19 protein-coding genes are annotated in these 23,540 nt (G+C 54.8%); 10 read left to right on the forward strand and 9 right to left on the reverse strand.

What is annotated here, in order from left to right:
• The first annotated feature begins 25 nt into the window (after positions 1 to 25).
• On the forward strand, positions 26 to 886 hold the full coding sequence (locus ACFO0J_RS16135; protein WP_376814098.1) for a PAS domain S-box protein: 861 nt from the start codon (positions 26 to 28) through the stop codon (positions 884 to 886).
• Positions 887 to 895: 9 nt separating this feature from the next.
• Here the strand turns inward: ACFO0J_RS16135 and ACFO0J_RS16140 are convergent, their stop codons facing one another.
• A complete protein-coding gene (locus tag ACFO0J_RS16140; protein ID WP_376814099.1) occupies positions 896 to 1,174 on the reverse strand; it encodes a hypothetical protein in 279 nt (92 codons plus the stop codon).
• Positions 1,175 to 1,678: 504 nt separating this feature from the next.
• Here ACFO0J_RS16140 and ACFO0J_RS16145 point away from each other — a divergent pair.
• From ACFO0J_RS16145 to ACFO0J_RS16170, 6 genes are all read left to right on the forward strand, one after another.
• A complete protein-coding gene (locus ACFO0J_RS16145; RefSeq protein ID WP_368647161.1) occupies positions 1,679 to 2,974 on the forward strand; it encodes an integrase arm-type DNA-binding domain-containing protein in 1,296 nt (431 codons plus the stop codon).
• A 27-nt stretch (positions 2,975 to 3,001) separates the two neighbouring features.
• On the forward strand, positions 3,002 to 3,412 hold the full coding sequence (locus ACFO0J_RS16150) for a type II toxin-antitoxin system RelE/ParE family toxin (protein ID WP_368647160.1): 411 nt from the start codon (positions 3,002 to 3,004) through the stop codon (positions 3,410 to 3,412).
• Positions 3,409 to 3,744, forward strand: coding sequence for a helix-turn-helix domain-containing protein (locus ACFO0J_RS16155; protein ID WP_368647159.1), 336 nt, complete (start codon positions 3,409 to 3,411; stop codon positions 3,742 to 3,744). Before ACFO0J_RS16150 ends, ACFO0J_RS16155 begins: the two co-directional genes overlap by 4 nt.
• A gap of 272 nt (positions 3,745 to 4,016) precedes the next feature.
• A complete protein-coding gene (locus ACFO0J_RS16160; RefSeq protein WP_368647158.1) occupies positions 4,017 to 4,655 on the forward strand; it encodes a hypothetical protein in 639 nt (212 codons plus the stop codon).
• A gap of 226 nt (positions 4,656 to 4,881) precedes the next feature.
• Complete coding sequence (locus tag ACFO0J_RS16165; RefSeq protein ID WP_368647157.1) at positions 4,882 to 9,819, forward strand: DEAD/DEAH box helicase; 4,938 nt, start codon at positions 4,882 to 4,884, stop codon at positions 9,817 to 9,819.
• 15 nt (positions 9,820 to 9,834) lie between these two features.
• Positions 9,835 to 10,758: a restriction endonuclease gene (locus ACFO0J_RS16170; protein ID WP_368647156.1), complete on the forward strand. Its 924-nt coding sequence runs from the start codon at positions 9,835 to 9,837 to the stop codon at positions 10,756 to 10,758.
• A gap of 59 nt (positions 10,759 to 10,817) precedes the next feature.
• Here the strand turns inward: ACFO0J_RS16170 and ACFO0J_RS16175 are convergent, their stop codons facing one another.
• The 4 genes from ACFO0J_RS16175 to ACFO0J_RS16190 form a co-directional block, all read right to left on the reverse strand.
• Positions 10,818 to 11,714, reverse strand: coding sequence for a recombination directionality factor (locus ACFO0J_RS16175; RefSeq protein ID WP_368647155.1), 897 nt, complete (start codon positions 11,712 to 11,714; stop codon positions 10,818 to 10,820).
• Between the two features lie 75 nt (positions 11,715 to 11,789).
• Positions 11,790 to 12,779: a YqaJ viral recombinase family nuclease gene (locus ACFO0J_RS16180; protein WP_368647154.1), complete on the reverse strand. Its 990-nt coding sequence runs from the start codon at positions 12,777 to 12,779 to the stop codon at positions 11,790 to 11,792.
• A 103-nt stretch (positions 12,780 to 12,882) separates the two neighbouring features.
• A complete protein-coding gene (locus ACFO0J_RS16185) occupies positions 12,883 to 13,845 on the reverse strand; it encodes a DUF932 domain-containing protein (protein WP_376814100.1) in 963 nt (320 codons plus the stop codon).
• 91 nt (positions 13,846 to 13,936) lie between these two features.
• Positions 13,937 to 14,275 (reverse strand): hypothetical protein, encoded by a 339-nt coding sequence (locus ACFO0J_RS16190; RefSeq protein WP_376814101.1) that lies wholly within the window; start codon positions 14,273 to 14,275, stop codon positions 13,937 to 13,939.
• 195 nt (positions 14,276 to 14,470) lie between these two features.
• On the opposite strand from ACFO0J_RS16190, the gene ACFO0J_RS16195 reads away from it, so the two are divergent.
• The 3 genes from ACFO0J_RS16195 to ACFO0J_RS16205 are packed head-to-tail and all read left to right on the forward strand — an operon-like array spanning position 14,471 to position 18,289.
• Complete coding sequence (locus ACFO0J_RS16195) at positions 14,471 to 15,793, forward strand: dsDNA nuclease domain-containing protein (RefSeq protein ID WP_368647150.1); 1,323 nt, start codon at positions 14,471 to 14,473, stop codon at positions 15,791 to 15,793.
• On the forward strand, positions 15,783 to 16,337 hold the full coding sequence (locus tag ACFO0J_RS16200; protein ID WP_368647149.1) for a hypothetical protein: 555 nt from the start codon (positions 15,783 to 15,785) through the stop codon (positions 16,335 to 16,337). Before ACFO0J_RS16195 ends, ACFO0J_RS16200 begins: the two co-directional genes overlap by 11 nt.
• Entirely contained in the window at positions 16,334 to 18,289 is a 1,956-nt protein-coding gene (locus ACFO0J_RS16205; RefSeq protein WP_368647148.1) for a hypothetical protein, read from the forward strand. The genes ACFO0J_RS16200 and ACFO0J_RS16205 overlap by 4 nt, the downstream gene beginning before the upstream one ends.
• Positions 18,290 to 18,489: 200 nt before the next feature.
• Here ACFO0J_RS16205 and ACFO0J_RS16210 read toward each other — a convergent pair whose 3' ends face one another.
• The 4 genes from ACFO0J_RS16210 to ACFO0J_RS16225 all read right to left on the reverse strand — a co-directional run bounded on the left by ACFO0J_RS16210 (position 18,490) and on the right by ACFO0J_RS16225 (position 23,323).
• Positions 18,490 to 19,626, reverse strand: a complete 1,137-nt coding sequence (locus ACFO0J_RS16210; protein WP_376814102.1) for a DUF4268 domain-containing protein — start codon at positions 19,624 to 19,626, stop codon at positions 18,490 to 18,492.
• Between the two features lie 498 nt (positions 19,627 to 20,124).
• On the reverse strand, positions 20,125 to 20,337 hold the full coding sequence (locus ACFO0J_RS16215; protein WP_368647145.1) for a KTSC domain-containing protein: 213 nt from the start codon (positions 20,335 to 20,337) through the stop codon (positions 20,125 to 20,127).
• The gene (locus ACFO0J_RS16220) at positions 20,334 to 22,166 is read right to left on the reverse strand and encodes an ATP-binding protein (protein WP_368647144.1); all 1,833 of its coding nucleotides are present in this window, start codon (positions 22,164 to 22,166) and stop codon (positions 20,334 to 20,336) included. The genes ACFO0J_RS16215 and ACFO0J_RS16220 overlap by 4 nt, the downstream gene beginning before the upstream one ends.
• A complete protein-coding gene (locus tag ACFO0J_RS16225) occupies positions 22,163 to 23,323 on the reverse strand; it encodes an SIR2 family NAD-dependent protein deacylase (RefSeq protein WP_376814103.1) in 1,161 nt (386 codons plus the stop codon). Before ACFO0J_RS16225 ends, ACFO0J_RS16220 begins: the two co-directional genes overlap by 4 nt.
• Positions 23,324 to 23,540 lie beyond the last annotated feature (217 nt).

The following is a 23,540-nucleotide window of genomic DNA, read 5'->3' on the forward strand; positions in this document are numbered from 1 at the left end:
TTGAAGTGTGGAAGGGAGTCCCTGCATGAGCCGCAAGACGATCAATGTTTCGTTCACCTCCGATGATTGGCGCGGTGTCGCCCTGTCCAATTTCAGCCTGTCGCCCTTTGAATTCGAGGGCCGACTGCTGGCGTCCGTCGAGGGCTTCATCCAGGGCATCAAGTTTCCCCCGGGCCATGCGTCCCGGGAACAGGCTTTTGCCGCGTCGGCCTGGGACGCCAAAGCCTGCGGCCAGGGGGCGGAAAAACAGTTCGCTTACTGGGACGGCACGCAGCTTGAGTTCGGGTCCGACGCGCACCATGCGCTGGTCGAGCGGGCGCTGCGCGCGCGCTTCGCCCAGCACGAGGGCCTGCGCCGTGTCCTGGCATCCACCCAGGGCCTGGACATCCAGCACCTGACCGGAGAATCAGAGCCGGAGCGGACCTCGATGCCGGCCGCCTTGTTCTGTCGCATCCTGACGGACATCCGTGATGCCGTGACGGCGCCCGGAGACCTGGCGGAGCGGATCGTCGAGCAGACGAGCGATGCGCTGATCTACGCGGACCATGCGGGCAAGATCGTGCGTTGGAACCAGGCCGCGAGCCGGCTGTTCGGCTTTACGCCAGCCGAGGCGCTGGGCGCCGGCCTGGATCTGATCATCCCCGAACACCTGCGCGCGGCCCACTGGGCCGGCTATGACGCGGCGCTGGCCAGCGGCCGGATGAAGCTCGAGGGCCGTCCGACCTTGACGCGGGGCCTGAAAAAAGACGGCGGCAAATGCTATGTGGAAATGACCTTCGCGCTGGTCAAGGACGCCGGCGGTGCGGCGATCGGTTCGGTCGCCATGGCGCGCGACGTGACCGAGCGGGTCGAGGCGGAACGCGCCCGGCGCGCCGCCGCGCGGTGACATGCTCGCTCAGTGACGCCAGCCGCGGCCCCCATGCCGGCCCGGGCCGCCGTGCCAGCCGTGACCATAGCCACGATGCCCGCCCCATGACCTGAAGCCGAAATAGTAAGTCGGCGGCGCCACGTAGACAGGGGGCGCCACATACACGGTCGGACCGCCATAGACGACCCCGCCGTCGTCATAGTAGTAGGCGGGCGCGGGTTCGTAGACGGCGCATCCGCCCAGGGCGGATGCCAGGGCCAGCGCAAGGATCAGCCGGCCGGCGCGGCGGGAGTACAGGGTCTTCATGGAGGGGATTATGATCCCGGCGCGCGGTGCGCGAACCCCTGGATTTGCCGGTGCTTACACTGCTGTTGGATTTCTCCGTATTTCAGCCGTGGCGGCCATGATTGGTCACACTTGGGCGTGGGGTATTTCCCACGGATTGACCCGGGGACGCGGCTCAGGCGTCAGCATGTACCCTGAATGGCACGACAACGTGGATTTGATCCAGAGTGCCCGTAGGAGGAAACGTGGGCACTGCATGTGAGATGCGGATGGTGAACCAGCACTTTTAGAAGGTGTGGTGGGCCCCCCGAGAGTCGAACTCGGCACCAACGGATTATGAGTCCGAAATCAATGACGTTGATCGAAATGGATTGATGATGGCGGTATAAAAAAATATCCTTAATTATCATTAATTTGTAATGATATCGTAGATCTATGTGGTTGACTGACATAGATAGGAATCCCTAAAATTTGCCTACATAGTGCCTACATGGAAGTAGGCAGGCATCTTCTAGGAAACCACGCATGAGCAAGCTCAAGCAGGCGCTGACAGCCGCCAGAGTTGAATCCCTCCCGTGCGAACCGGGCAAGAACCAGACCTTTCATTGGGATGCCAAAACGCCTGGTTTGGCACTGCGTGTGACGGCGTCTGGAACCCGTGCCTACATTTTCGAGTCCCGCCTGTTTCGCAAGACCATCCGCCTGACAATCGGGGATGTTCGGATCTGGGAACTGGGTAAGGCGCGCACGGAGGCGGCACGGCTCAAGACGCTGATTGATACGGGTGTCGATCCCCGCGAACAACGTGCGGAGCAAGAGGCTGCTCATGCAGCACGTCGAGCGGCTGCTACAGCGGAGGCTCAGGCCGACGAGCATACCCTGGCCCGTTTATGTGACGGTTATTGCGACTATCTGAAATCCCTGGGCCGAAGCTCTCATTCGGATGCCCGCAGCATCTTCAACCTGCATGTGAAAGAGGCTTGGCCTCAAGAGGCCGCATTGCCTGCGATGGATGTGACGCCTGAGCAAATCGCTGACATGATGCGCAGGCTGTTCAATGACGGGAAGGGACGTACAGCAAATAAATTGCGCAGCTATCTGCATGCTGCCTATCAGGTCGCCCGGGCCGCAAAGTCCAAGCCGAGTATTCCTGTTGCCTTCAAAGACTTTGGCATCACCGTCAACCCGGTGTCTGATACCGCGCCTGATGAGGCCCAGAACAACGCGGACAAGAATCCTCTCACGCCAGAAGAGTTGCGTACCTATTGGCGCATCATTCGCGATGAACCCGGTTTCAAAGCGGCGGTTCTGCGCCTGCATCTGCTCACAGGCAGTCAGCGCATTGCTCAATTTGTCCGGCTGCGCACCCAGGACATCGGCAAGGGTGAGATCATGCTGTTCGATGGTAAAGGCCGTCCGGGCCGCCCGCCCCGTGAGCATCCCGTTCCTTTGATCGAGGCTGCAGCCAAGGCATTGCGTGAGTGTGAACCGCAGGGTGAGTATGCCCTGTCCACGGATGGGGGCGACACCCATCTTGCCCCCACCACCCTGAGTCATTGGGCGGTGGAGGCGGTGGGGGATGCCATTCCGGCATTTCAGGCCAAGCGGCTGCGCTCTGGTGTGGAAACCGTGTTGGCCAAGGCCAAAATCTCAAGCGAGATGCGGGGGCGGTTGCAATCGCATGGCATTGCAGGAGTCCAGGCCCGCCACTATGACGGGCATGACTACGTGGATGAAAAGCTGGAGGCGCTGACGGCGTTGTATCAACTGCTGGAGCCGTCTGCACGAAAGGGGCGGCGGAAAGCGACCGTTAATCGTTAGATTTATTCCAAATAAGATATAATTATCATGGATCGTATGCCTTCAGGACGGACAACTCTGGCTTCAGCGCGGGAAAAGCCGATGCACTGGATTGGGTCTGCCAAGAAGGACTACCGGGAGTTCCCGGTAGAGGTCCAGTCCGAGATGGGGTATGCCTTGAGCTATGCCCAACTGGGTAGCAAGCATCCTCATGCGAAGCACTGGAAAGGTGAGGGCCCTGGTGTGCTGGAGGTGGTCGAAGACTTCCGGGGGGATGCATTCCGGGCAGTCTATACGGTGCATTTCGATGGTGTGGTGTATGTTTTGCACTCCTTCCAGAAGAAATCGAAAACTGGCATCAAAACGCCCAAGGAGGATGTTAGCCTTGTGCATGAACGCCTGAAGGTTGCTCGGGAGCACTACGAGCGACATTACTTGAACATTGGAGGTCAGTCATGAGCCACCCCGAAGAAACCATCGTTACAGAAGGCACAACCAATGTTTTTGAAGACCTGGGCTTTCCCGACGCAGCCGAACGCCAGACCAAAGCGCGTTTGGCGCTTGCCATTAATCAGCTAATCAAGGCCAGAGGGCTGAAACAGCGTGAAACAGCAGAGGTGTTGGGCATTCCTCAGCCGAAGGTATCGGCCTTGAAAAATGTCCGCCTGGATCAATTTTCAGTCGAGAAGCTGATGGAATTTCTGACCGCCTTGGATCATGATGTTGAAATTATGATCCGGCCCCGTGCAACCGCAGGGGTGGGGCATATTTCGGTGCTGGCTGTTCAGTAAGCTGATTCTCTATGCCTGCAATTTTTTTTTCAGTGTTGGTAGTCGAGGCAGATGCAAGCGACATAATTACCTGAATCAAAAAACAAAAGAAATTATTCAGGCTTTCGAGTGATTCCGTCAGTAATAATTCGGGTTTCTTTCTTTTGTGTCGTGGTTGATGTGCTTCTTATGGAATAAAAGGCAGGCTACCTGTCGGAATTCTAAGTGCATGAAAAGATTAAAAAAATAATGGAGCTATTGATCCGTTGGGATACAAACCAACGAGGTCATACATGCTGGATTCCACCCATGAACCCATTAACCCAGAAAGCTCTGATCCTAGTCGTGACATCCGGGCTGTACGAGCAGATCAGGCTCGATGCCGCAGGAACGGTAGAGCAGCACAGGCTTTCGTAGATGAGATGTTCGACAGGCGATCACGATGCCTGGTGCTGTTCCTGACTGTGAACTATCAAAAGAAGCACAGAGAGGACATCACTCTGCCAACGATACAAAGGCATCGTGACTTGTTCTTTCGTCAGATAGAGCGTGCGAGCAGCGGTGTCTTGAGCGAGATTGACGCTTGCCTATGGCGACTGGAGGAAGGTGAGGACACAGGTGGATTGCATCTGCACCTGCTGATTTTCTATTCAGGTCGGTATCGAGGGGATGTGCGGATCGCCCGGTCGATTGGGGATCATTGGGTCGAACGGACGACCAGAGGGTGGGGCGACTACTACAACAGCAATGCTAACAGATCGCACTATGAGAGCCGGTGGGGCGATGGTCTGGGGCAGGTGAACCGTCACGATGAGCAGAAGCGAGAGGCTCTGACGCAGTTTATGACGGAGTACATGTCCAAGGCGACGCAGGTGCCATCCACGCGGACCAATCCGCATGATCGGCTCTTTGGTATTCGGCGGTTTTTCTGATGAAAACGAGATGGGGGTGGACTGTCGCAGCTAGTCCATTCCTTCATGGACTTCTGGAGCTTCATGGCAATGTCGGCACCGGGCTGGTCGTGAGGACCAGGCAGGGCATGGGGTATCCGGTTTTTTGCCTGATCAGCTTGGTAGAGCGCAGCTGTTGAGGGACATGCGACAATGCCTCGGATCTCATTTTGATTGTCACAAGACGTCACGAACAGGCTCAGCAGATATGACCGCACTGCAATCGGTTCTTCAAAGTTTTCGTCAGGCTTCCGTCACTGAACGCGAGAAAGGGACGTATTTTGAGGAACTGACGCTGGCATACCTCAGAAACGAGGCCACATACCGCGATCTATACCGTCAGGTCTGGGCCTGGTCTGATTGGGCGCAAGAGCATGGTTTCGATGCCCGTGATGATGGGATTGATCTGGTGGCCGAAGTTGCCGGAACCGGCGAGATTCACGCCATCCAGTGCAAGTTCTACGATGCGGATTACCGGCTGCGCAAAGAAGACATCGACAGTTTTTTTACGGCCTCAGGGCGCAAGCCCTTTGCCCATCGGGTGATCGTCAGTACCACTGATCAATGGACTGACCATGCAGAAAACGCTCTGGTTGATCAGCAACCGCCGGTTTCTAAGATCACACTGCACGATCTGGAAGCCAGCCAGATCGACTGGTCGCGCTATCAGCCGCAGGCCCCTGTGGTGTTCAAGTCGCGCAAGACGCTTCGGCCTCACCAGCAGGCCGCCCTGGAGGCTGTAACGGCGGGTTTGCAAACCGCCGAGCGTGGCAAGTTGATCATGGCCTGCGGCACGGGCAAGACCTTCACCAGCCTCAAGATCGCCGAGCAGTTGGCGGGGGCGGGCGGGCGCGTGCTGTTTCTGGTGCCTAGCCTGTCGCTGCTTTCGCAAACCTTGACCGAGTGGACCCAGGAAGCCGCCGTTCCGCTGCATAGCTTTGCGGTCTGTTCTGACCATGATGTGGGCAAAAAACGCGGGCGTAAAGAGGACGATGCGATCCAGACCCTGGCGCATGAGTTGCGGTATCCCGCCACTACGGATGCGGCCCAGCTTTCCCGCCATGTGGCCCAGCGCCATGACGCCGCACATATGACCGTCGTGTTCAGTACCTATCATTCGATCGGGGTGCTGCATGAAGCCCAGGCGGGGCACGGTCTGGGTGATTTCGATCTCATCGTTTGTGACGAAGCGCACCGCACGACGGGCGCCACTTATGCAGACGAGGACGAAAGCGCATTCGTGCGGGTGCACGATGCGGACTACATCCGGGCCTCGAAACGTTTGTACATGACCGCTACGCCACGGATCTACGGTGATAGTGCCAAGGCCGTGGCCGAGCGTGACAACGTCGCGCTCTACTCCATGGACAATGAAGCCTGGTATGGGCGCGAGCTCTACGTCATCAGTTTTTCCGAGGCGGTGAAGCGCAAGCTGCTGGTGGACTACAAGGTCATCGTATTGGCTGTCGAAGAGTCCCACATCAATCGGCGCTTGCAGGGTCTGCTCAAAGACGAAAACAACACGCTGCGGGTGGATGATGCGGCCAAGATCGTCGGCTGCTGGAAGGCGCTGGCCAAGCTGGGGCTGCATGAAGATGGCCGCGATGTACCCGAACCCATGCGCCGCGCTGTGGCCTTTTGCCAGGTGATCGAACCCAAGGCAGGCAAAGTCCACAAGGTCAGCTCGAAAGAGATTGCGGGCATGTTTCAGGCGGTGGTCGAGGCCTACCAGGAGGCCGAGGACATCGAGGAAGGCGCACGCCTGATTTGCGAAGCCGAGCACGTAGACGGCGGCATGAATGCCGGAGAAAAGGAAGCAAAACTCAGTTGGCTGAAGGCCGAAACGCCGCCCGATACCTGCCGCGTCCTGTCCAACGTGCGGTGTCTGTCCGAAGGGGTGGACGTCCCGGCGCTGGATGCCGTGCTGTTTCTGACCCCCCGCAATTCCCAGGTGGATGTGGTGCAATCGGTCGGGCGTGTCATGCGCACGGTCAAGGACGATCAGGGCAATGATCTGAAGCAGCGGGGCTATGTCGTGCTGCCGGTGGTGATTCCTGCTGGGGTGGAGCCGCACGAAGCCTTGAACGACAACAAGACTTATGCCGTGGTCTGGCAGGTCTTGCAGGCCCTGCGCTCGCACGACGACCGCTTCGATGCCATGGTCAACAAGATGGAACTTGTGGGGCCGGATCGCAGCCGGATGGAAGTGATCGCCATCGCAGACAAGGTGCAGCAGCGCAAGGTACCCAGACAGACGCCCAGCCAGAAGGCGCTTTCAAAAGCCCGGGGGCGGAACCAGTTGGGGGAATTGCCCCGCGAATTTCCTGTGCCGCAACAGGCGGAATTGGCCTTCGAGGTGGGCGAGATCGAACGCGCCTTGTACGCCAAGGTGGTCGACAAGTGCGGTAACCGTCACCACTGGGAAGACTGGGCCAACGATATCGCCAAGATCGCCCGGACGCACATTGATCGTATCCGGGCCTTGCTGGAAGATGGCTCTCAGACTGCTGCCCGCCAGGCATTTGAGGCGTTTGCTGCGGAGTTGCGCGATGATCTGAACGACCGGGTGTCCGATGAGGAAATCATCGAGATGCTGGCCCAGCATCTGATCACGCGTCCGGTTTTCGAGGCGCTGTTCTCGGACTACAGCTTTGCCAACCATAATCCCATGAGCCAGGCCATGCAGAAAATTCTGGATGAACTGGACGCGCAAAGCCTGCACAAAGAGGCCGCCGCCTTGCAGGATTTCTATGCCAGCGTGCAGCTTCGCGCCGAAGGCATCGACAATGCCTTGGGCAAGCAGAAGATCGTGGTCGAGCTCTATGACAAGTTCTTCCGCAATGCTTTCCCCAAGATGACCGAGCGCTTAGGCATCGTCTACACCCCAGTCGAGGTGGTGGATTTCATCCTGCACAGTGTCGATCATCTGTTGCAGCAAACGTTTGGTCAGCGTCTGGGCAGCGAAGGGGTGCATATCCTGGACCCTTTCACGGGTACGGGCACCTTTATTACCCGCCTGCTGCAGACGGGCCTCATCAAGCCTGCGGAGCTTGAACATAAGTACCGCCACGAGATCCACGCCAATGAAATCGTGTTGCTGGCCTACTACATTGCTGCCATCAATATCGAGGCGACCTACCATGGCTTGATGGGCGGGGATTACGTGCCCTTTGAAGGGATCTGCCTGACCGATACCTTCCAGATGTACGAAAAGGACGATCTGGTCGATCAGCTGCTGGAAGACAACAGCAAGCGCCGCAAGCGTCAGAAGAAGCTGGATATCCGGGTGATTGTGGGCAACCCGCCGTATTCGGTGGGACAGGGCGACGCCAATGCCAACAATGCCAATGTGCCGTATCCGGATCTGGATGCCAAGATTCGGGATACGTATGCCGCTCGGTCGAGTGCCACCAATAAAAATTCGCTGTATGACAGCTACATTCGTGCAATCCGCTGGGCAAGTGACCGCTTAGGTGATGCAGGGATCATCGGGTTTGTGACGAATGCAGGGTTTCTGGAAGCCAATACGGCGGATGGGTTGCGCCAGTGCCTGGCGGATGAATTTTCAAGCCTGTATGTCTTTCATTTGCGGGGAAATCAACGTACGTCTGGAGATACCTCGCGCAAGGAAGGCGGGAAGATTTTTGGTAGTGGCAGCCGTGCACCCATTGCTATCTCTTTGATGGTCAAGAACCCGCGATCCAAGGAGCAGGGCCAGATTTTCTTCCATGATATTGGCGACTATCTGAGCCGTGAGGACAAGCTGGACCGGATCGCACACTATGCCAGCGTGGCCGGGATTCCGGCGTGGCAGACCATTGTGCCCGATGCGCATGGGGACTGGCTGCGCCAGCGGGATGACCGCTTTGGGCAGTTTCTGGCGATGGGCAACAAGGATGACCGGACCGTCAAGGCCTTGTTCGAGAACTACTCCAACGGCGTCAAGACACAGCGCGACGCCTGGGCCTATAACGCCAGCAAGCAAGATCTTGCCGCCAATATGGGCCGGATGATCGGGTTCTATAACGCTGAGGTGCAGCGCTTTGATGCGGCCCATCCCGGCTTGGATAGAAAGCAGCGGGATGAGGCGGTCGATGGGTTTATCGACACGCGACCTGAGATGATAAGTTGGACGCATGCGTTGAAGCAGGATTTGGCCAAGGGGCACCAGCATGCGTATGACGATGTCTGTATTGTCCCTAGCTTGTATCGACCCTTTACGAAGCAATGGTTGTATTTCAATCGTGACTTCAATGAAAGGGTCTATCAGATGCCACGGCTTTTCCCCCGGCGGGATGATCAAAATCTGGTGATTATGGTGAAGCAGCGGCCATCTTCTGTTGGTCATTTGGCGCTGATGGTTGATTGCCCTCCAGAATTGCAAACTGACGGTGGCGCACAGTGCTTCCCGCTCTATCTCTACGATGAGGCGGAGCCCTCTGTGGAGGCAGGCAGTCTGTTTGCAGTACATGAAGGACAAATGGCACCGCAGCGCCGTGATGCCATCACGGATGCGGGCCTGGCACATTTCCAGGCTGCTTACCCTGGTGAGTCGATCACCAAGGAAGACCTGTTCTATTACGTCTACGGCATCCTGCATTCGTCGGATTACCGCGAACGCTACGTGGACAATCTGAGCAAGGAACTGCCGCGCATTCCACGGGCTCGAAAGGCAGAGGATTTCTGGGCCTTCAGTCGGGCAGGGCGGGCTTTGGCGGATCTGCACTTGGGGTACGAAGCAGCGACCCCATACCCTGTGACGATCCAGACCAAAGGCGAATTGGTGGACACCGATTACCGGGTGGAAAAGATGAAGTTCGCCAAAAAGAAAGATCCCGAGACCGGCAAATCCGTCGATGACCGCAGCACGGTCATTTACAACGGCAAGATCACGATCAGTGGCATCCCTGACCGTGCCTGGGATTATGTTGTCAATGGCAAGGCTGCCCTGGCCTGGGTGATGGAGCGTCAGGCCGTGCGGGTCGATAAGGCGAGTGGCATTGTGAATGATGCCAACGACTGGGCTACCGAGACCATGGGCAATCCCAAGTATCCCTTGGAACTGCTCATGCGCGTGATCACAGTCAGCCTAGAGACCCTGAAGATCATTGATGCCCTGCCTGCGCTGGATATCCTGGATACTTAAGACGAGGATCGATAGATGACCGTTCCGACTTATGATCAATTCATTGAACCCCTCTTACGGTTTTTGGCAAGTAGCTCTGACGAGCTTGGCATCAAGGCGAGTCTCGCCCATGAAGCCGCTGCAAATGCCTTGGGTTTGAATGACGCCCAAAGGCAGGAAAGCCTCGATAGTGGGCAGTCGGTCTACCGGAACCGAGCAGGGTGGGCGCATGATCGTCTAAAACGCGCTGGTCTATCGGAAAGTGCTAAACGCGGATATTGGCGCATTACGGATGCCGGGCGGGCGTATATCGCCCAACACCCGGATCCTTTACCTGCTAGCGAGGTCGAACGTCTCGCCAGTATCTTCAAAACAGTTGAATCCTTGCGTCCACGTGATGCAGTGCCGGTGGAGCCTGAATTGACATTGGTACAGCAGGTCAGTGCAGCATCCTTGAGTCCGGATGATCGCTTGATGCAGGCGGTAGCAGAATTGCGGGAGGCAACGGCTAGCGATCTGCATGAGAGCCTTCTGCAAGTATCCCCTGCGCGTTTTGAGGTGATTGTGCTGGATGTGCTGCACCAGTTGGGCTATGGCACCAGCCGCACGGATCTACAGCGTGTCGGCGGCACAGGCGATGGTGGCATTGATGGGGTGATTTCCCTCGATAAACTGGGGCTTGAGAAGGTCTATGTGCAGGCCAAGCGGTGGCAGAGCACAGTGGGCCGCCCGGAGTTGCAGGCCTTTTATGGCGCTTTGGCAGGACAGAAGGCGAAGCGAGGTATTTTTATGACTACGTCTGGATTTACTGCGCAAGCCGTAGATTTCGCCAGGTCTGTCGAAGGTATTGTGCTGATTGATGGTGCTCGCTTGGTCAATCTGATGATGGATCATGAGGTCGGGGTCTCATCCAAGGCTTTGAAGATCCCGAAGATTGACTCGGATTATTTTGAAGAGTGACCAGCAACCTATTCGGGTGCTGGCCAGTTCTGGGTAAGGCATCTTTGTTCCGACAGAGGCTATGGTAAGACAGCCTCTGCTTTTTTCTTCAGCTTGTCGGACAGGTTTGTGCCATTGATCACACTTGGAGTTGGGTGCTGGATGTGGGCTTGCTGTTGCTCAGGAAAAAACTCCTCCGCGACCGCAGGCAGATCATCGTCGGTTTCCTCGAGTGATCCGTTCCCAAATCCCAGCCGTGCCGCCTCATCCAGTGCCGCCTGGTCAAAGCCCTGCGCCTGACGCTCCGCATCGGCCTGCCGTGCCTCCTGGATGGCGTCGCGCAGCGTCATGCCGTCCCGGATGACCAGATCGACGTAATAGATTGGGGTGCGATAGCTTTGCGTCGTAGACTTGCCGCGTAGCTTCAATTCCAGCGGCAGGGTTGCCAGAAGACCGCCAGAGACAGCCGCGTAATAGCGCAGACGGGCGGCCAGCGTCCGGATCGAGTTGTAGGAGGTGGTGCGGAAGATGAAAACGCCCAGATCGTCTTCGTCTCCGATCTTCACATACAGCCGTCCGTAGGGCTTGGTGTCGCTCTGGTGACGGCAGCAGTCCTGGGTGGCTGCACAGGTGATGGTTTCCATGCCTTTGCCGGTACGGCGTTGACAGGTCAGCCCATCGCTGATCGCCACGGGTCGGCCTGTCTCCCGGTTGAACTGGATGTATTCCGCCCGCAGGTTCAAATCGGGATCATTAAAAGGCAGCATGACCGGGATCGTGCGCAGCTTCGTTGCCTGGGAGCGTTTCAACTGCGCTTCGTGGGCCGGGTGCAGCATCCAGCCGTCATGGTTCTGTACCTGGGTGGTCAGGGTGAACTGATCGTCTTTCTCCGGCAGGCGCTTGCCGTTCTTTTCGACAATCCGGCCAATGGAGATGCGCCCGACGATGGGAGGGGTGATGGCAAAGCCTTTGAGCATGGTGAGGTTCCTATAAATGAAAATGGCCCACCAGAGGCGAGCCATGTGAGAGGGAAATAGATAGAAGGCGTAGGGTCATGTCAGTACCCGGAAACGCCGGGAACCAGGGCGTGTGCTGGCGTAGGCCACAACCAGTTCCGGATGATCGAGCAACAGGCTATCGACATCGAGCAGCGTGGCATCCTTGCTGCGCTTGAAGGTGACGCGGCCCGTCTCAAACTGAGCGCAATCCGCATTGCCCATGGCCTGCTGCAGGGTCTGCTTCAGCTTTTCGGCCTGGGCCTCCCGATCCTTGATGTCGGCCCGCATCATGACCAGATCCGCGAAGGTGGCGGACAGCGTTCGGTCATCACTGAAATCCACCGTGGGGCCGTTACCCGGATACAGACAGCGCAAGGCCTGATCTGCCGATTCGGAGCCATCAGCAGGCGGCGGGGTGTCCTGCACAACGTAATCCCAGAACCGGGCTTCAAGCTGGATTAGCCGGTCAATCAGTTCATCGTCACGTTCGATGCGGTGAACATCCAGCCGCTGGCCGCACAGCAAGACTGCGACATCTGCTGCATGCTTGCCAGTGACGGCCAACTGGTGCTGAACCTGCAACTGCACATATTCCGGGACGCCATCGCGCCAGAGCGCAGCGCCGTATTCCCCGGCGGTCTTGCATTCGAGGATCTGCACGGCAGGACTGCCGATCACTTCCCGGTCGAGATTCGCCAGCATGAAATGGTGTTGGGGATGCTGTAGCACCGCATTGACCTTGCGTACCTTGCGCCCGGTCTGCTGGGTGTAGGCTGACGCCACAATCGGCTCCAGCAATGTTCCCCAATACACAGGCTCCGTGGTGTCCTTGGGATCCGGTTTGGGCAGTGTGTCATCCCGGCCTGTTTTTTCGAGCCACAGTTCCAGCGGGCTTTTGTAGGGAGACAGTCCTACAGCAGCGGCTGCATCTGATGCGCCAATGCCGGTCTTGCGGACTTCCAGCCATTCAGTGCGATCTAGCTTGCGGGTATCGACCAGACGCAGGGCGGGGCGGCTGTCTGGCTTGCGGTTGGGTAATGCCATGATGAAAACCTCCAGAATGACGAAACCCGGTCAGCGCATAGGCGCTGCCGGGCTTCATGGGGTTGATGGGTGCGAACGGAGGGACTTGAACGGCCCACAGCCGTCATGCGACGAGTTTGAGGGCTTCGTCCCAGGCTTTTTGCTTGATGGCTGCCCCCTGGCCGAACCACGCTGCATCCAGGCGGTGATCCGTGCTGCGGGAACGGCGGTGGTGATCTACGAATTCGGTGACGGAACCCAGTAGCCCCCAGGCCGTGCCAGCAGCCGAACCAAGCTCCGCACCCATGCCATGCCCGTTGTAGAGTTCCTGGACGCTTTTTAAGGCCCGATTGTTGACGGCAGGCTGTCCACCATCTGCCGCAGCCGGATAGGTCAGCACACGGCGCAAGAACGCTTCTGCGGCAGTATCCGTGACCTTGCAATCAGCCAGTGCTTTCATGCGCACCATGAAGCTGTCCCAACTGGACACTGCAATGCCCAGTTGGCGCTTCACGCTGTCAGGATCAAAGACACTGCGATGCGACACACGCACGGCACCAGCACCGTCGCCCAGGGCAATCGCCAGCGTGTTATTGCAGACGACACGAACAGAGGTGAATTGGGCGGTAGTCGCCAATGTGCCGTCGCAGGCTGTGGCCAGCAGCAGATAGCCGTTGACCTCATCCCGGCCCTTGAGGACGGCCTTCTGGCCGGTTCGGGCCAGCGCCCAGAGCTTGCGCCCGCCCTTGAGAACACCAGCGGTTTCGAGTTCGTAACCCCCGGCTTCGGTCAGGTCTTTGTAGAAGGACAGGATTTCCTCCGGCTGCACCACCTGAAAACGATCAGAGACCACGGACAGCGGGGCTTTGGTGTCGGAACGGTACAGCACCTTCTGGCCGGGAAATGCGTGGATGGAACCCAGGTGATCGCCTTGGGCGATGTAGCGCACATCACCGGCTTGGATGTGCCAGTTCATGCCCGCTTGCTGCGCCCAGACTTCAAGCGGTTGATGACGAGCGAGTTCATTGCCCAGGCCATGCCAGGGCGTTTGGCCGACGTAGGCCATGGATTCGACGAGATGAGCCATGATTGCTCCTTTGAAAGAGAACGACAGAAACGCCTATGCCTACAGCCGTCAGGGCTGTAGGCATAGACGCTATGAAAAGAAACGGATGGGGTTACTGCTCGGCAGTCGGAACGTGGAACGTGTGGCCGCAGTCCAGGCACTCATGGTTGTCGAGTACCTGTTCATCGAGTTGGCGACCGACAGCATGGCCGGTGGCGCAGCCAGTGGCACCACCTAGCAGCATGCCTATCAGGCCGCCCGCCAGACCGCCGACGATGGAGCCGACAGGGCCAGCCACAAGGCCCAGGGTTGCGCCGGTTTCTGCACCGGCAAACATGGCGGCGGCACCGCCTGCTGCGCCTGCGACCGCGCCAATGGCGCTGCCGGTCTTGCTGCCATAGTGGCGGGTGGTGATGTGCTGGGAGTTACAGCGGGGACAGGAAATGGTCATATCAGCCTCGGAGTGGAGTGACAGGCAGATGGGGGCTGCCTGGAGCATTCCAGTGGGGAAGCTCATGAGGGTGATATGTGGGTAAAAAAATTTAGGATCGTAGCTATGTGCGAGTCGATATGCCGATCTGTAGGCGGTGCAGCAATTTAGCGCAGTTTTCCGAAATAGCACCAGTATGACGTATTCATGTGTAACATGAGCGTAATCTATGGAGGTGAGATGGGGCAGGAGAACAATAAGCCCATACCACTGGGGCTGCCAGAACAGGTCGATGAGTTGGCGACAGTGCCTTTAGATCGTGGGGATGAAACGCAAGAGCGGTTTCGGTATCAATGGTCTGCCGGTGTATGGTTGCTCGCGCAGAGTTTGACTGCGGTTCGCACAGTTCGTGCATTGTGGTGTGAGCATCACGATGATTATTTACTGGAGCTTCCGACAGGTCGCTTCATTGCTGTGCAGGTCAAGACTGATAGTAGAGAGAACGCGTGTTGGCGGTGGGGCGATGATGCTTTAGTCGATGCGGTCTTCCGATTCTGTTCGTTTGAAGGCAAGCATGGGGCTGTTATAGATGGCTATGAGTTCTTTTCCAATGCTGCTCCTTATGTGCCAGCACCAACTACAAAAAGAGCAGATTCACTGAGGGCGAGTCCTATTCGTCTCACTCAGTGTTGTTCTCGAGTTTCAGCGTTTTCGGAATTGGAGGAGCCATATAAGGCGGCTTTCGCCTCTCTTGTTTGCAAAACTGGAGGTGATGCAGTGCTGCTCTTCCGTGTCCTGCGTAAGCTTAGATTTGTGCAAGGACCAGTCCTTAGGGGGTGTGATGATGCTTTGGCAGTCTCGGTCGTTCCAAAATTACCTGGTTGTGCTGGGTTGACAGCGGTTTCATGTTGTCGTTTGAGGGACGAATTGATAGGGCTTGTCCAAGCAGCATGCAGGCTGCGGGTTGCTGGCATAGATGGTGCTTTCGGGTATCTTGCTACGAACGGGCGGCCGGATGCGGCCATTCGAGGGAAGTGTTTAACCCCCGAGTCAGCAGCCGAATTGGTGGCTCGGACTCGACAGCCGACTTTCCGCTTTGTCGATAACGGAACAGGCATCTGCATTGGTGCCACGGCTGGTAGGGCTGAAGTTCTTAACCGGAAAATGCGAAATGCATATCTAGGCAGTCAGTTTGAGCCGTTGCGCATGCGTATGGACTCAGCAGATCAACGTTTGATGGAGCGAGCCTTTCTCGAGCCGGATGACTTTGATGAGATCGCAAATCAACTCATTAGTACTGTGCTGGTTGAGTGCAAAGATGCTGAGGTGATGACATTTGATCATGCCGATGAGAAAACACGTGGTCTAGCAATTTACAAGGAAATTTTGCAGCGAATGGATAGCCTCGCGAAAGAGGAATCAGCGCGTGTTTTTCATGAGCCGAAAGATACCCTGATGGGCATTGCCGGAATGCTTTCTGGTGAGTGTAAATTTGCATGGGGTACTCCGTTAGAGGAGGAGAATCAAGATGGCGCTTGAACTCGCACGCGCACTTGCCGCTACTGAGCGAGATGACAATTTGCATGTGGCACGATTGCTCTTGCTTATGTCTGCACATGCAGGTGACAAAGGGCGTCCTATCGAGGGGCTGACAAAGTTGGCGAAGCTCGACTTTCTGTTGCGTTATCCCAATTGTCTTGAGCGTGCTTTGGTGTCTGATGGGAAGGACCCGAGGAAGGCGGATGTGACTGAGTTTGAGCGAACAACCATTGAAAGCAAAATGGTTAGATTTCGCTATGGTCCTTGGGACTACAGGTACCGTCGTTGGGTTGCGCTGATGGTGGCGAGGGGGCTAGTGATTGTCGGTGTGAAGGGGAATACTGTTCAGCTTTGGCCTACTCCAGCGGGCCAAGCCATGGCCACAGTGCTTTCGGGTCAAGAGCCACTTGAGGATCTTGCTGCTCGCGCGAAACTTGTGGCAAAGAGCTTCGGAAATCGTAATGGGACAAACCTAAAAAATTTTGTTTATGCCACGTTTCCTGAACTGACCGATATGAAGTGGGGGGAGGAAATTAATATATGAGAATTAAATTTAAAGAACTTCACCTATCTCTTCATAGAACAGTCGAGCGGATCGGCCTGCCGCGGGTGGTTTATTTTTTCGGACCTATAGGGTCCGGAAAGTCCAGCATCGGTCGATTGATTGATTTTTGTCTTGGAAGTAATAGTGCTTGGACGCCCGCTTTGCAGGCGGAGATGCTTTCGGCAGCGTTGGGGATGTCTATTAATGATGTTCCCGTGATATTGCATCGGGATAAGGATTCAAGTCAGATCACTGTTTCCTGGCAGGATGCTAATGAGATTTTGCAGGTGCTTGTCCCTGCAAAAGTAGGGGATAGAGAGGTACTGCCTGATACTGGTGTTGCTGTGTTGTCAGATCTGCTTTTCTATCTTGCGGGAGAGGAACCGCCATATGTGCGTAGGCGTAAAGGAACCCCCAATGAGCGGCTGGAGCGATTGAGTTTTCGAGATTTGTTTAGATTTTGCTATTTAGATCAAGATGGGATGGACAGCGTCTTTTTTAGGCTGGACTCGGATAACTATGCGATTCGCGCAAAAAGTGTAGACGCTTTGCGATATGTCCTTGGTTATCGGACAGAGCAGGTTGCTGAGTTGGAGTCCTGTCTTCAGGATGTAAGAACGCAACGCTTGGGGTTGCAGGCTAGCGCGCAGGCGCTTGCAAAGGCGCTGATGGATGCTGGGTTGGATGATATCAATGCGTATGACACCAAGATTGAGTTGACCAAAGCTGAAATCGATCAGGCTCGCAAGGCAGCAAAAATCGCAAGGGAGCAGCGGTCGCCCGTACCGCATGCAGCAGAGGAACTTCGAGACCGTGCGCGACACCTTGCCCAAGAACAGATCGCGCTTGAACAGGCTTCTGCGGAGATCGACCAGCGTATTGATGAGCTTAAACGATATTCCAACGAATTGCAGATGCTTTCCGTTCGCTTTCAGCGAACGGCGTCTGCCCGAATGATTTTGGGCGGAGTTGATTTTTCGTCGTGTCCTAGATGTACCCAAAAACTCCCGGTCCGAGAGACAGGGCTTTGTGTTGTGTGTGGACAGCCTGAGCATGTCACTGATGCCGTAGGGACGCTTGATGAGGCAGTGGTCGATAAAGACTTGAGGGCTCGGCAGGCAGAATTGAAGGAGACCTTGGCGCGCATGCATGCTCAAAAGCGAGCCGTTCAGATTCGTGTTGACGAGGTAGTGGCAGAGCGTAGTGCAGCAGATCATGCGTTAGGAGTACGGCTGAGGGAATATGATTCTGCATTCCTCTCTCAGGCGTTGCAGCACGAACGCACTGTAGCGACCCTGGAACAACGGCTTGATGCGATGCTGAAATACCGAAAGTTGCCAGATGTGCTTCAAGAGCAGCAGACACAAGCAGAGGCTTTAAAGATTGATGAGGCAGATCTGCGGATTAAGTTGGATGCGGCCAAGAAATCTGCTTTCAATGATCGCAAGAACGTTGAGTTGCTTGGTGAGCTTTTTCTGGACTGCTTGGTGCGTGTGAAGTTCCCGGATGTTAGAGCAGACTATCGGGTGGAGATTGATCCCGCGACTTTTTATCCGAGTATTCCCCTTGGGGTAGGTGAAGCTCTTGTAGTGCTTTCCTTTGATAACGCTGGAAGCGGTGGGATGAAGGCGTTATTCAAGACCTGCTTTGCTTTGGCATTGCATCGGGTTTGCTCACGGGCGGGTGATGCAAAGCTGCCCTCAATACTCATCATTGATACACCTACTAAGAATGTTAGTTCGATTGAAAATCCTGAAGTGATTGATGCGTTTTTTAGGTTGGTTTATGAACTTGCTGCGGGGGAACTTGTCGGGACTCAGTTTATTATTATTGATAATGAGTTCAATGCTGTTCCTGATGGAATAAATCTTCAGATAAGCTGTCGCCATCTTGTCAATGGGGATCCGAATAATCCGCCACTGATCCCCTATCTTGCGGGGGATTTTTCATAGGACGATTCTTATTTAATAGGTGGTTTGGTTGTGAATTGCAGATGGCTTTTCAATAAACCGAGTGTGCTGCTTGGTAATGGGTGCTATTGTTAAATTAAATATTTTTATTTGGTAAATGTGAATTCCGTTAGGGTGTTCATGCTAGCTGGTCTCAATATCCAACCTTTTTAGCCGCATAGTTTTAATTGGATTTTTTTGATTCATGATTCAATCCCCGTTATGGTCTTCAGTGCTTCAATTTTTAGGGATTGGATGGGGGCTTTGAGCGCTTTCTCCATTCTCACAGCCGTTTCTGTCAGCCAATCCTGAATGGTTGGCCATTCGGTCTCGGGTGATTTCCAGCCTCCTTCGTTGAAATCCTTACAGATGCGGCAGCTACTTTTGGTCGGCAGTTCTTGCCAGTCTAATTCACCGCCGAATGTGGCCTCTATGGTGGTGTGCTGAGCTTTTAGTGCCCGGAATACAGCTTTGTTGATCGGCGCGTTGTCTTTGCCAATTCGGATGAAACATTCAACTCGGGCGCGGTCCTCGGTTAGTGACACGGTGAGAGCAAAACCCGCGCGACCAATGCCCGCTGAAAGCCAATGGTCGGTGGTTGTGCTGCGGTTGCGGAATAGCTCTGCATGCTTACTGGACCTGTCGATGAACTGGGTCCAGAACCGCTTGAAGATTTCCTGTCGCTTAGTACGTACTTTGCGCGTTTCTTCGACCTGCTCACGGATCTTGATTTCGTAATCGGCGGCTTCGGGTAAAGGGATGATCTGTGTGGCATCAATCAGCACTTGTGTGTTCATTTTGTAGGGCCGAAGACGGATGCATCGAATGTCCAATCCTTGGCGATTGAGCCAGATGACAGATGTAGTAATTTCTGGTGAAAAGTCGGCCGAGGCTAGGATGATGCGGACTTCGCCATTGAGTTCGGCTTCGTCAACTGAGTCCAATTCCAGAAACTCGAGAATGGCATCACGCGCTTCATTGGCGGCGTTGTCGCCACCCAGCATCTGGGCATGAGCAGCAATCACCTGATCCAGCGTCATGCTGGACACCATGGCGGCATAGCGGATGGCTTGTAGTTCCATGTGGCCACCATCTTCTGTGCGCTTGATCTCGACCACTACAACGTTGCGCTGTTTGTCTAGGCAAAGCAAGTCAATCCGGCGATTGCTGTCCTGCCAGTTACCGAACTCCTCGCAGAGCACCAGTAGATCTTCACCTAAGGGCGTTGCATCCTGGCGCAGCATGGCTTGTAGATGTTTGCGTTCCAAGATTGATTCTTGTGCGAAGGTGGTAGTTTGTACAGCTTTGAGTTGATCGTCATTGACAACATAGAGAGCCATGATGCGCTTCCTGCGTTTGTTTTGAATGTATTGATCGCACAGGCATGGGTGCGGACGGTTTTATAAAGACTTGATCCTCAGCGGGGGGGCTTAAATCCACACGGCGGTTGCACCAGTGAATGCAGCCATCTGTGGGTATCATACCGTTCTCTATTCAAGGACGTCTAAGGACTGCTATTGGTCAAGTTGAAGAATATGCTTATCGGCGACAGAGTGAGGGAAATCCACCGCCAGACAGAGTTATTGTAGTCAATGCGGCTGTTGAGGAGAGTGCGTGGCAACGTGCATTCCTTACGGAATATCTCGGTATAGGTTTAATTTGCAAATCGAGTAGATCGTATTCTGCATTCGCGCCAACCTCTTCCTTAACTAAGGATTACTGGTTATCTCTTTAATCTAGGCAATTGTGGATTTTCGTGCAGCGGAACGAGATACGCCCTACCACCCGGTGCAATCGCTAGATGCCAAGACCCGCCTTACCTTCACCGGGAGTTATGTTTATCCAACACGGGAGTAGGGGTATGCATTCTTGATCTGGTAGGCTAGGAATTGGCCTTTTGATCCTGCCTGCATGAGTTGTTCTGTTAGTGCCTTGCTTACGTTGTAGTACTGATAGATGGCTCCTGAGATGAACTCCACTTCTAGAGTTTGAGATGGTTCGTCATAGCCGATAGATGCGATGTTGGACGATGCCACGGATTCTCTATTCATTGCTTATCTCCTTGCCGGTCAGATTCATCCTCGACTAGAGTTCGTACGATGTGAAGATCTTTTATTACAGCAAATGTTCTTTGCGCTCGCCATGAGGCCACCACGCGGTCATATCCCTCTGAAATGCGCTTATTGGCCCATGCTTCAGAAACTTTTGGGTCTGAACTTTTAGGCCGTTGTTCTGGATGGGGGAGAGTAACCCTGCACCGTACTGGTAGTTTGGCAGCTTCCCCCGCTATGATCGCTTCACCGGTTCGGAGTACTGGCAAGAGATCTACTAGCCCGCCAAGGTTGTCTGGCAGTGTTCCTTTGACACGAGCACGATCTTCTGGGTTTGATAGTCTTAACGCTAGAATTGTGCCGCATTGTGAAAGGATCGTTTCATCTACTTCAGCAGGCCGTTGAGAAACTACCATTGCGCCAATCCCATATTTTCTACCCTCTTTGGCAATTCTCTTGACCACCTCTGCGGCTGGGGTGTCTTCTTTTGTACTTGCTAGATACCTATGTGCCTCCTCCATGACAACGAGGAGGGGGCGATGTATCCCACCCTCTGTTTTTTCACGGCCCCAGTAAAGGGCTTCATAGACAATTCTGAGGATGGATCCAATGAGAGTTGTGAGGACTGAGCTTGGGACTCCTGAAAGGTCTAAGATTGTGACCGGTTTTTCATGTCCTAGCCAGTTATCTAGCAGTGTGTCTAGATCGTTCTGTACCGACCCATCCAAAGAAGGCTCCCATGGTCCGGGGTGCAGAATGAAATCAAAACGGTGATCTAGCAAACGGGATCGCATTAGATTTAGCTGTCGTCGGATTCCTTTGGCCTGCTGATTAAGAAATGGCCCCGCCGCCCCCATTGCAGCCGGGGTGTATGTTGGCGGGATAAGATTTTCTGCATCTCCCGGATGTTCCAGTGCCGGTTGGTCTCGATGAGGGCCAGTAAATGTGGTGGTTTCGAAGTTGATGAGGTTGTACCAGCATTGCTTAAGGCTGAACGGGATAGGACTGTCTGCTGTAAGCGATTGGGGGTCTAAGCCGGGAAAGTTGCCTGTGCTTAACACAGCAGATTTCATCTCCTGAATTAGGTCAGAGAACGCAATTTCCTGATTCTCAGTTAAGCTGCCTGCAACAAAGTTGAGTAAGTCTTTAGACTGAAGCGCCCAATACGGAACGTATAGCGGATGCTCTCCCGGTTGAGGTGTGGCGCTGTATACCCGGGAGAAATCTGAAAGAGCGTGCGTATATTCTCCATGCAGATCTAGGAGGAGAATGCGGGCTGCTGGTGCTCCATCATCCTGGTTGGGTCTGACGATGGAACGTAATAGACTGGCGATTGTTGTTGATTTTCCAGAGCCAGTGGATCCAAGTACAGCGGAATGCCGTGTTACGAGTGCGTCTAGCGATAGCTGGACGGGGATGCTTTCGGAACTGGATAGGGTGCCGATAATAACCTGATCAGGTCCATTGGTACCATAGATACGCAGGAGATCAGGTTCGGTCACAATGTGTACTGCATCATTGATGGATGGTAACTGGCTTAGGCCGCGTTCGAAGCCTTGGCCAATGGCTTCTCCTGCCAGTTCCACCTTCATCCAACGTCCGCCATTGGTAGCGTTTAAATCTGTCGATGCACCAACTTCGCTGACTATGCCGAAGAGATCCTGATAGCCTTGAGGAATTCGGACAAAACTGCCAACCTGAGCGACACGATACATGTGACCATTGATTAGCGCTATGCCCGATGCTAGAGATTCCGCAAGGGATACGATTACAGTTGGCCCTGATACCGACGTAACTGCACCCAAGAATGTTGGGTCTTTCTCGCTCACAGAGTTGCCTCGCTTATTTTTGGATCCGCAACCGTAGCTGTGGAGGGGATTTCTCCGCTCGTGGGTGTCCCAGGTGAATCCTGGGCTGTTTGGGCATTCATGTCTGTTGCTTGGGCAAGTGCGCAAAAGCGTGTGAAGTGCGCAAAATCGCCAAGCAAGAACAAGCTTGGGGTGCCAGGGGATCGGGGGCCCCAGAATGTTGCTCGTATCTCTTCCCAGTTTTTGGGCGGGTCACCGAGCCTCCAGGTGCCCTTCACCCCTCCAATGACTGCTCCATCTGCTGCATATACAGAAAGATTGGGACGTTCGTATGCCATCTTGCAGGAAGGTTCTTCCGAGGCTAGGGGCATATATTGGAAAGCAACGACGGAGGCGTTTGCATTCATCGCCAGGGCCTCATCTAATACCGCGCAGATGTGTGCATCCCGAAAGGAAAAGCCGGATGTGAGCAGAATGCTATCAGGTGTGAGCAGAAATTGGCGTAAACGCTCGAACAGTGATGAGTACGGTTGTTTTTGAGTCAGCTCGTACTTCAGGTGGTCGGGGTAGACGAGTTGTGTAGCATCTCGCCCTCGACCTCGGACTACTGAGTTCCCTTCCAGTGCCCATCCTAAAGAGCCATGCAGTTTCCAAAGCCGCGACCATCGCGGAGGTAGATCATCACTAGCGACGCTAACAGGATCAAAGAAAGGAATATGCCCGCCGGTAAAACCATCGAAATACGAAGCATGAGACCTTTCGAATGCCTCTTCAAATAACAAATCATAGTTGGTGGTGAAGATTTCAACGGCATGAGTCCGCAGAGTCCCGCTGATCCAAGAGATCAGCTCGGTGTAAGGGTTACGCTCTTTTGGTAGTTCTGCACCAACGACCTCGCCAATCTTCTTGCATATCTCTGATCCAAGTGCTCGGTAGCCATCAGAATCGAGCTCATGCACTTTGGCTGGCCCTAATGCTTGTTGCAAGAGTCTAATGCGGGTTAGGATGGTCTCTATGTTGGCATTAGCTCCTAGTTCTTCACGAATCGCTTCGGCTGCTTTTTTGTGTTTTCCCTCAAGCGCATTAATAGATTGGCTGGTTAAGTCCTCCACGCCGGGCATTAGTGGTTGGCCCCCTTCAGTGACTAAGGATCCTGAACCGTCAACGCGTAATGACATTGGGGCTCCAGCTCCTACCAGTAGGCCCACTCGCTTCCTACCTTGCGACAGCACTTGACGGAGATCAGACATGAATCGGTCAGGATTGTGGAAGGTGTTCACGCTAGCATCCTTGGTGTGTCTTCTTGTAACTTCATTATGCATGATCCCGTGACTTATTTGCAGCGATTTGTCTTGGCCGTAGGTACAGGCTAGTACGGTCATAACGATGAAAAAT

Origin of the sequence: Castellaniella hirudinis, assembly GCF_042651965.1 — a bacterium.
Taxonomy (GTDB): domain Bacteria; phylum Pseudomonadota; class Gammaproteobacteria; order Burkholderiales; family Burkholderiaceae_B; genus Castellaniella; species Castellaniella hirudinis.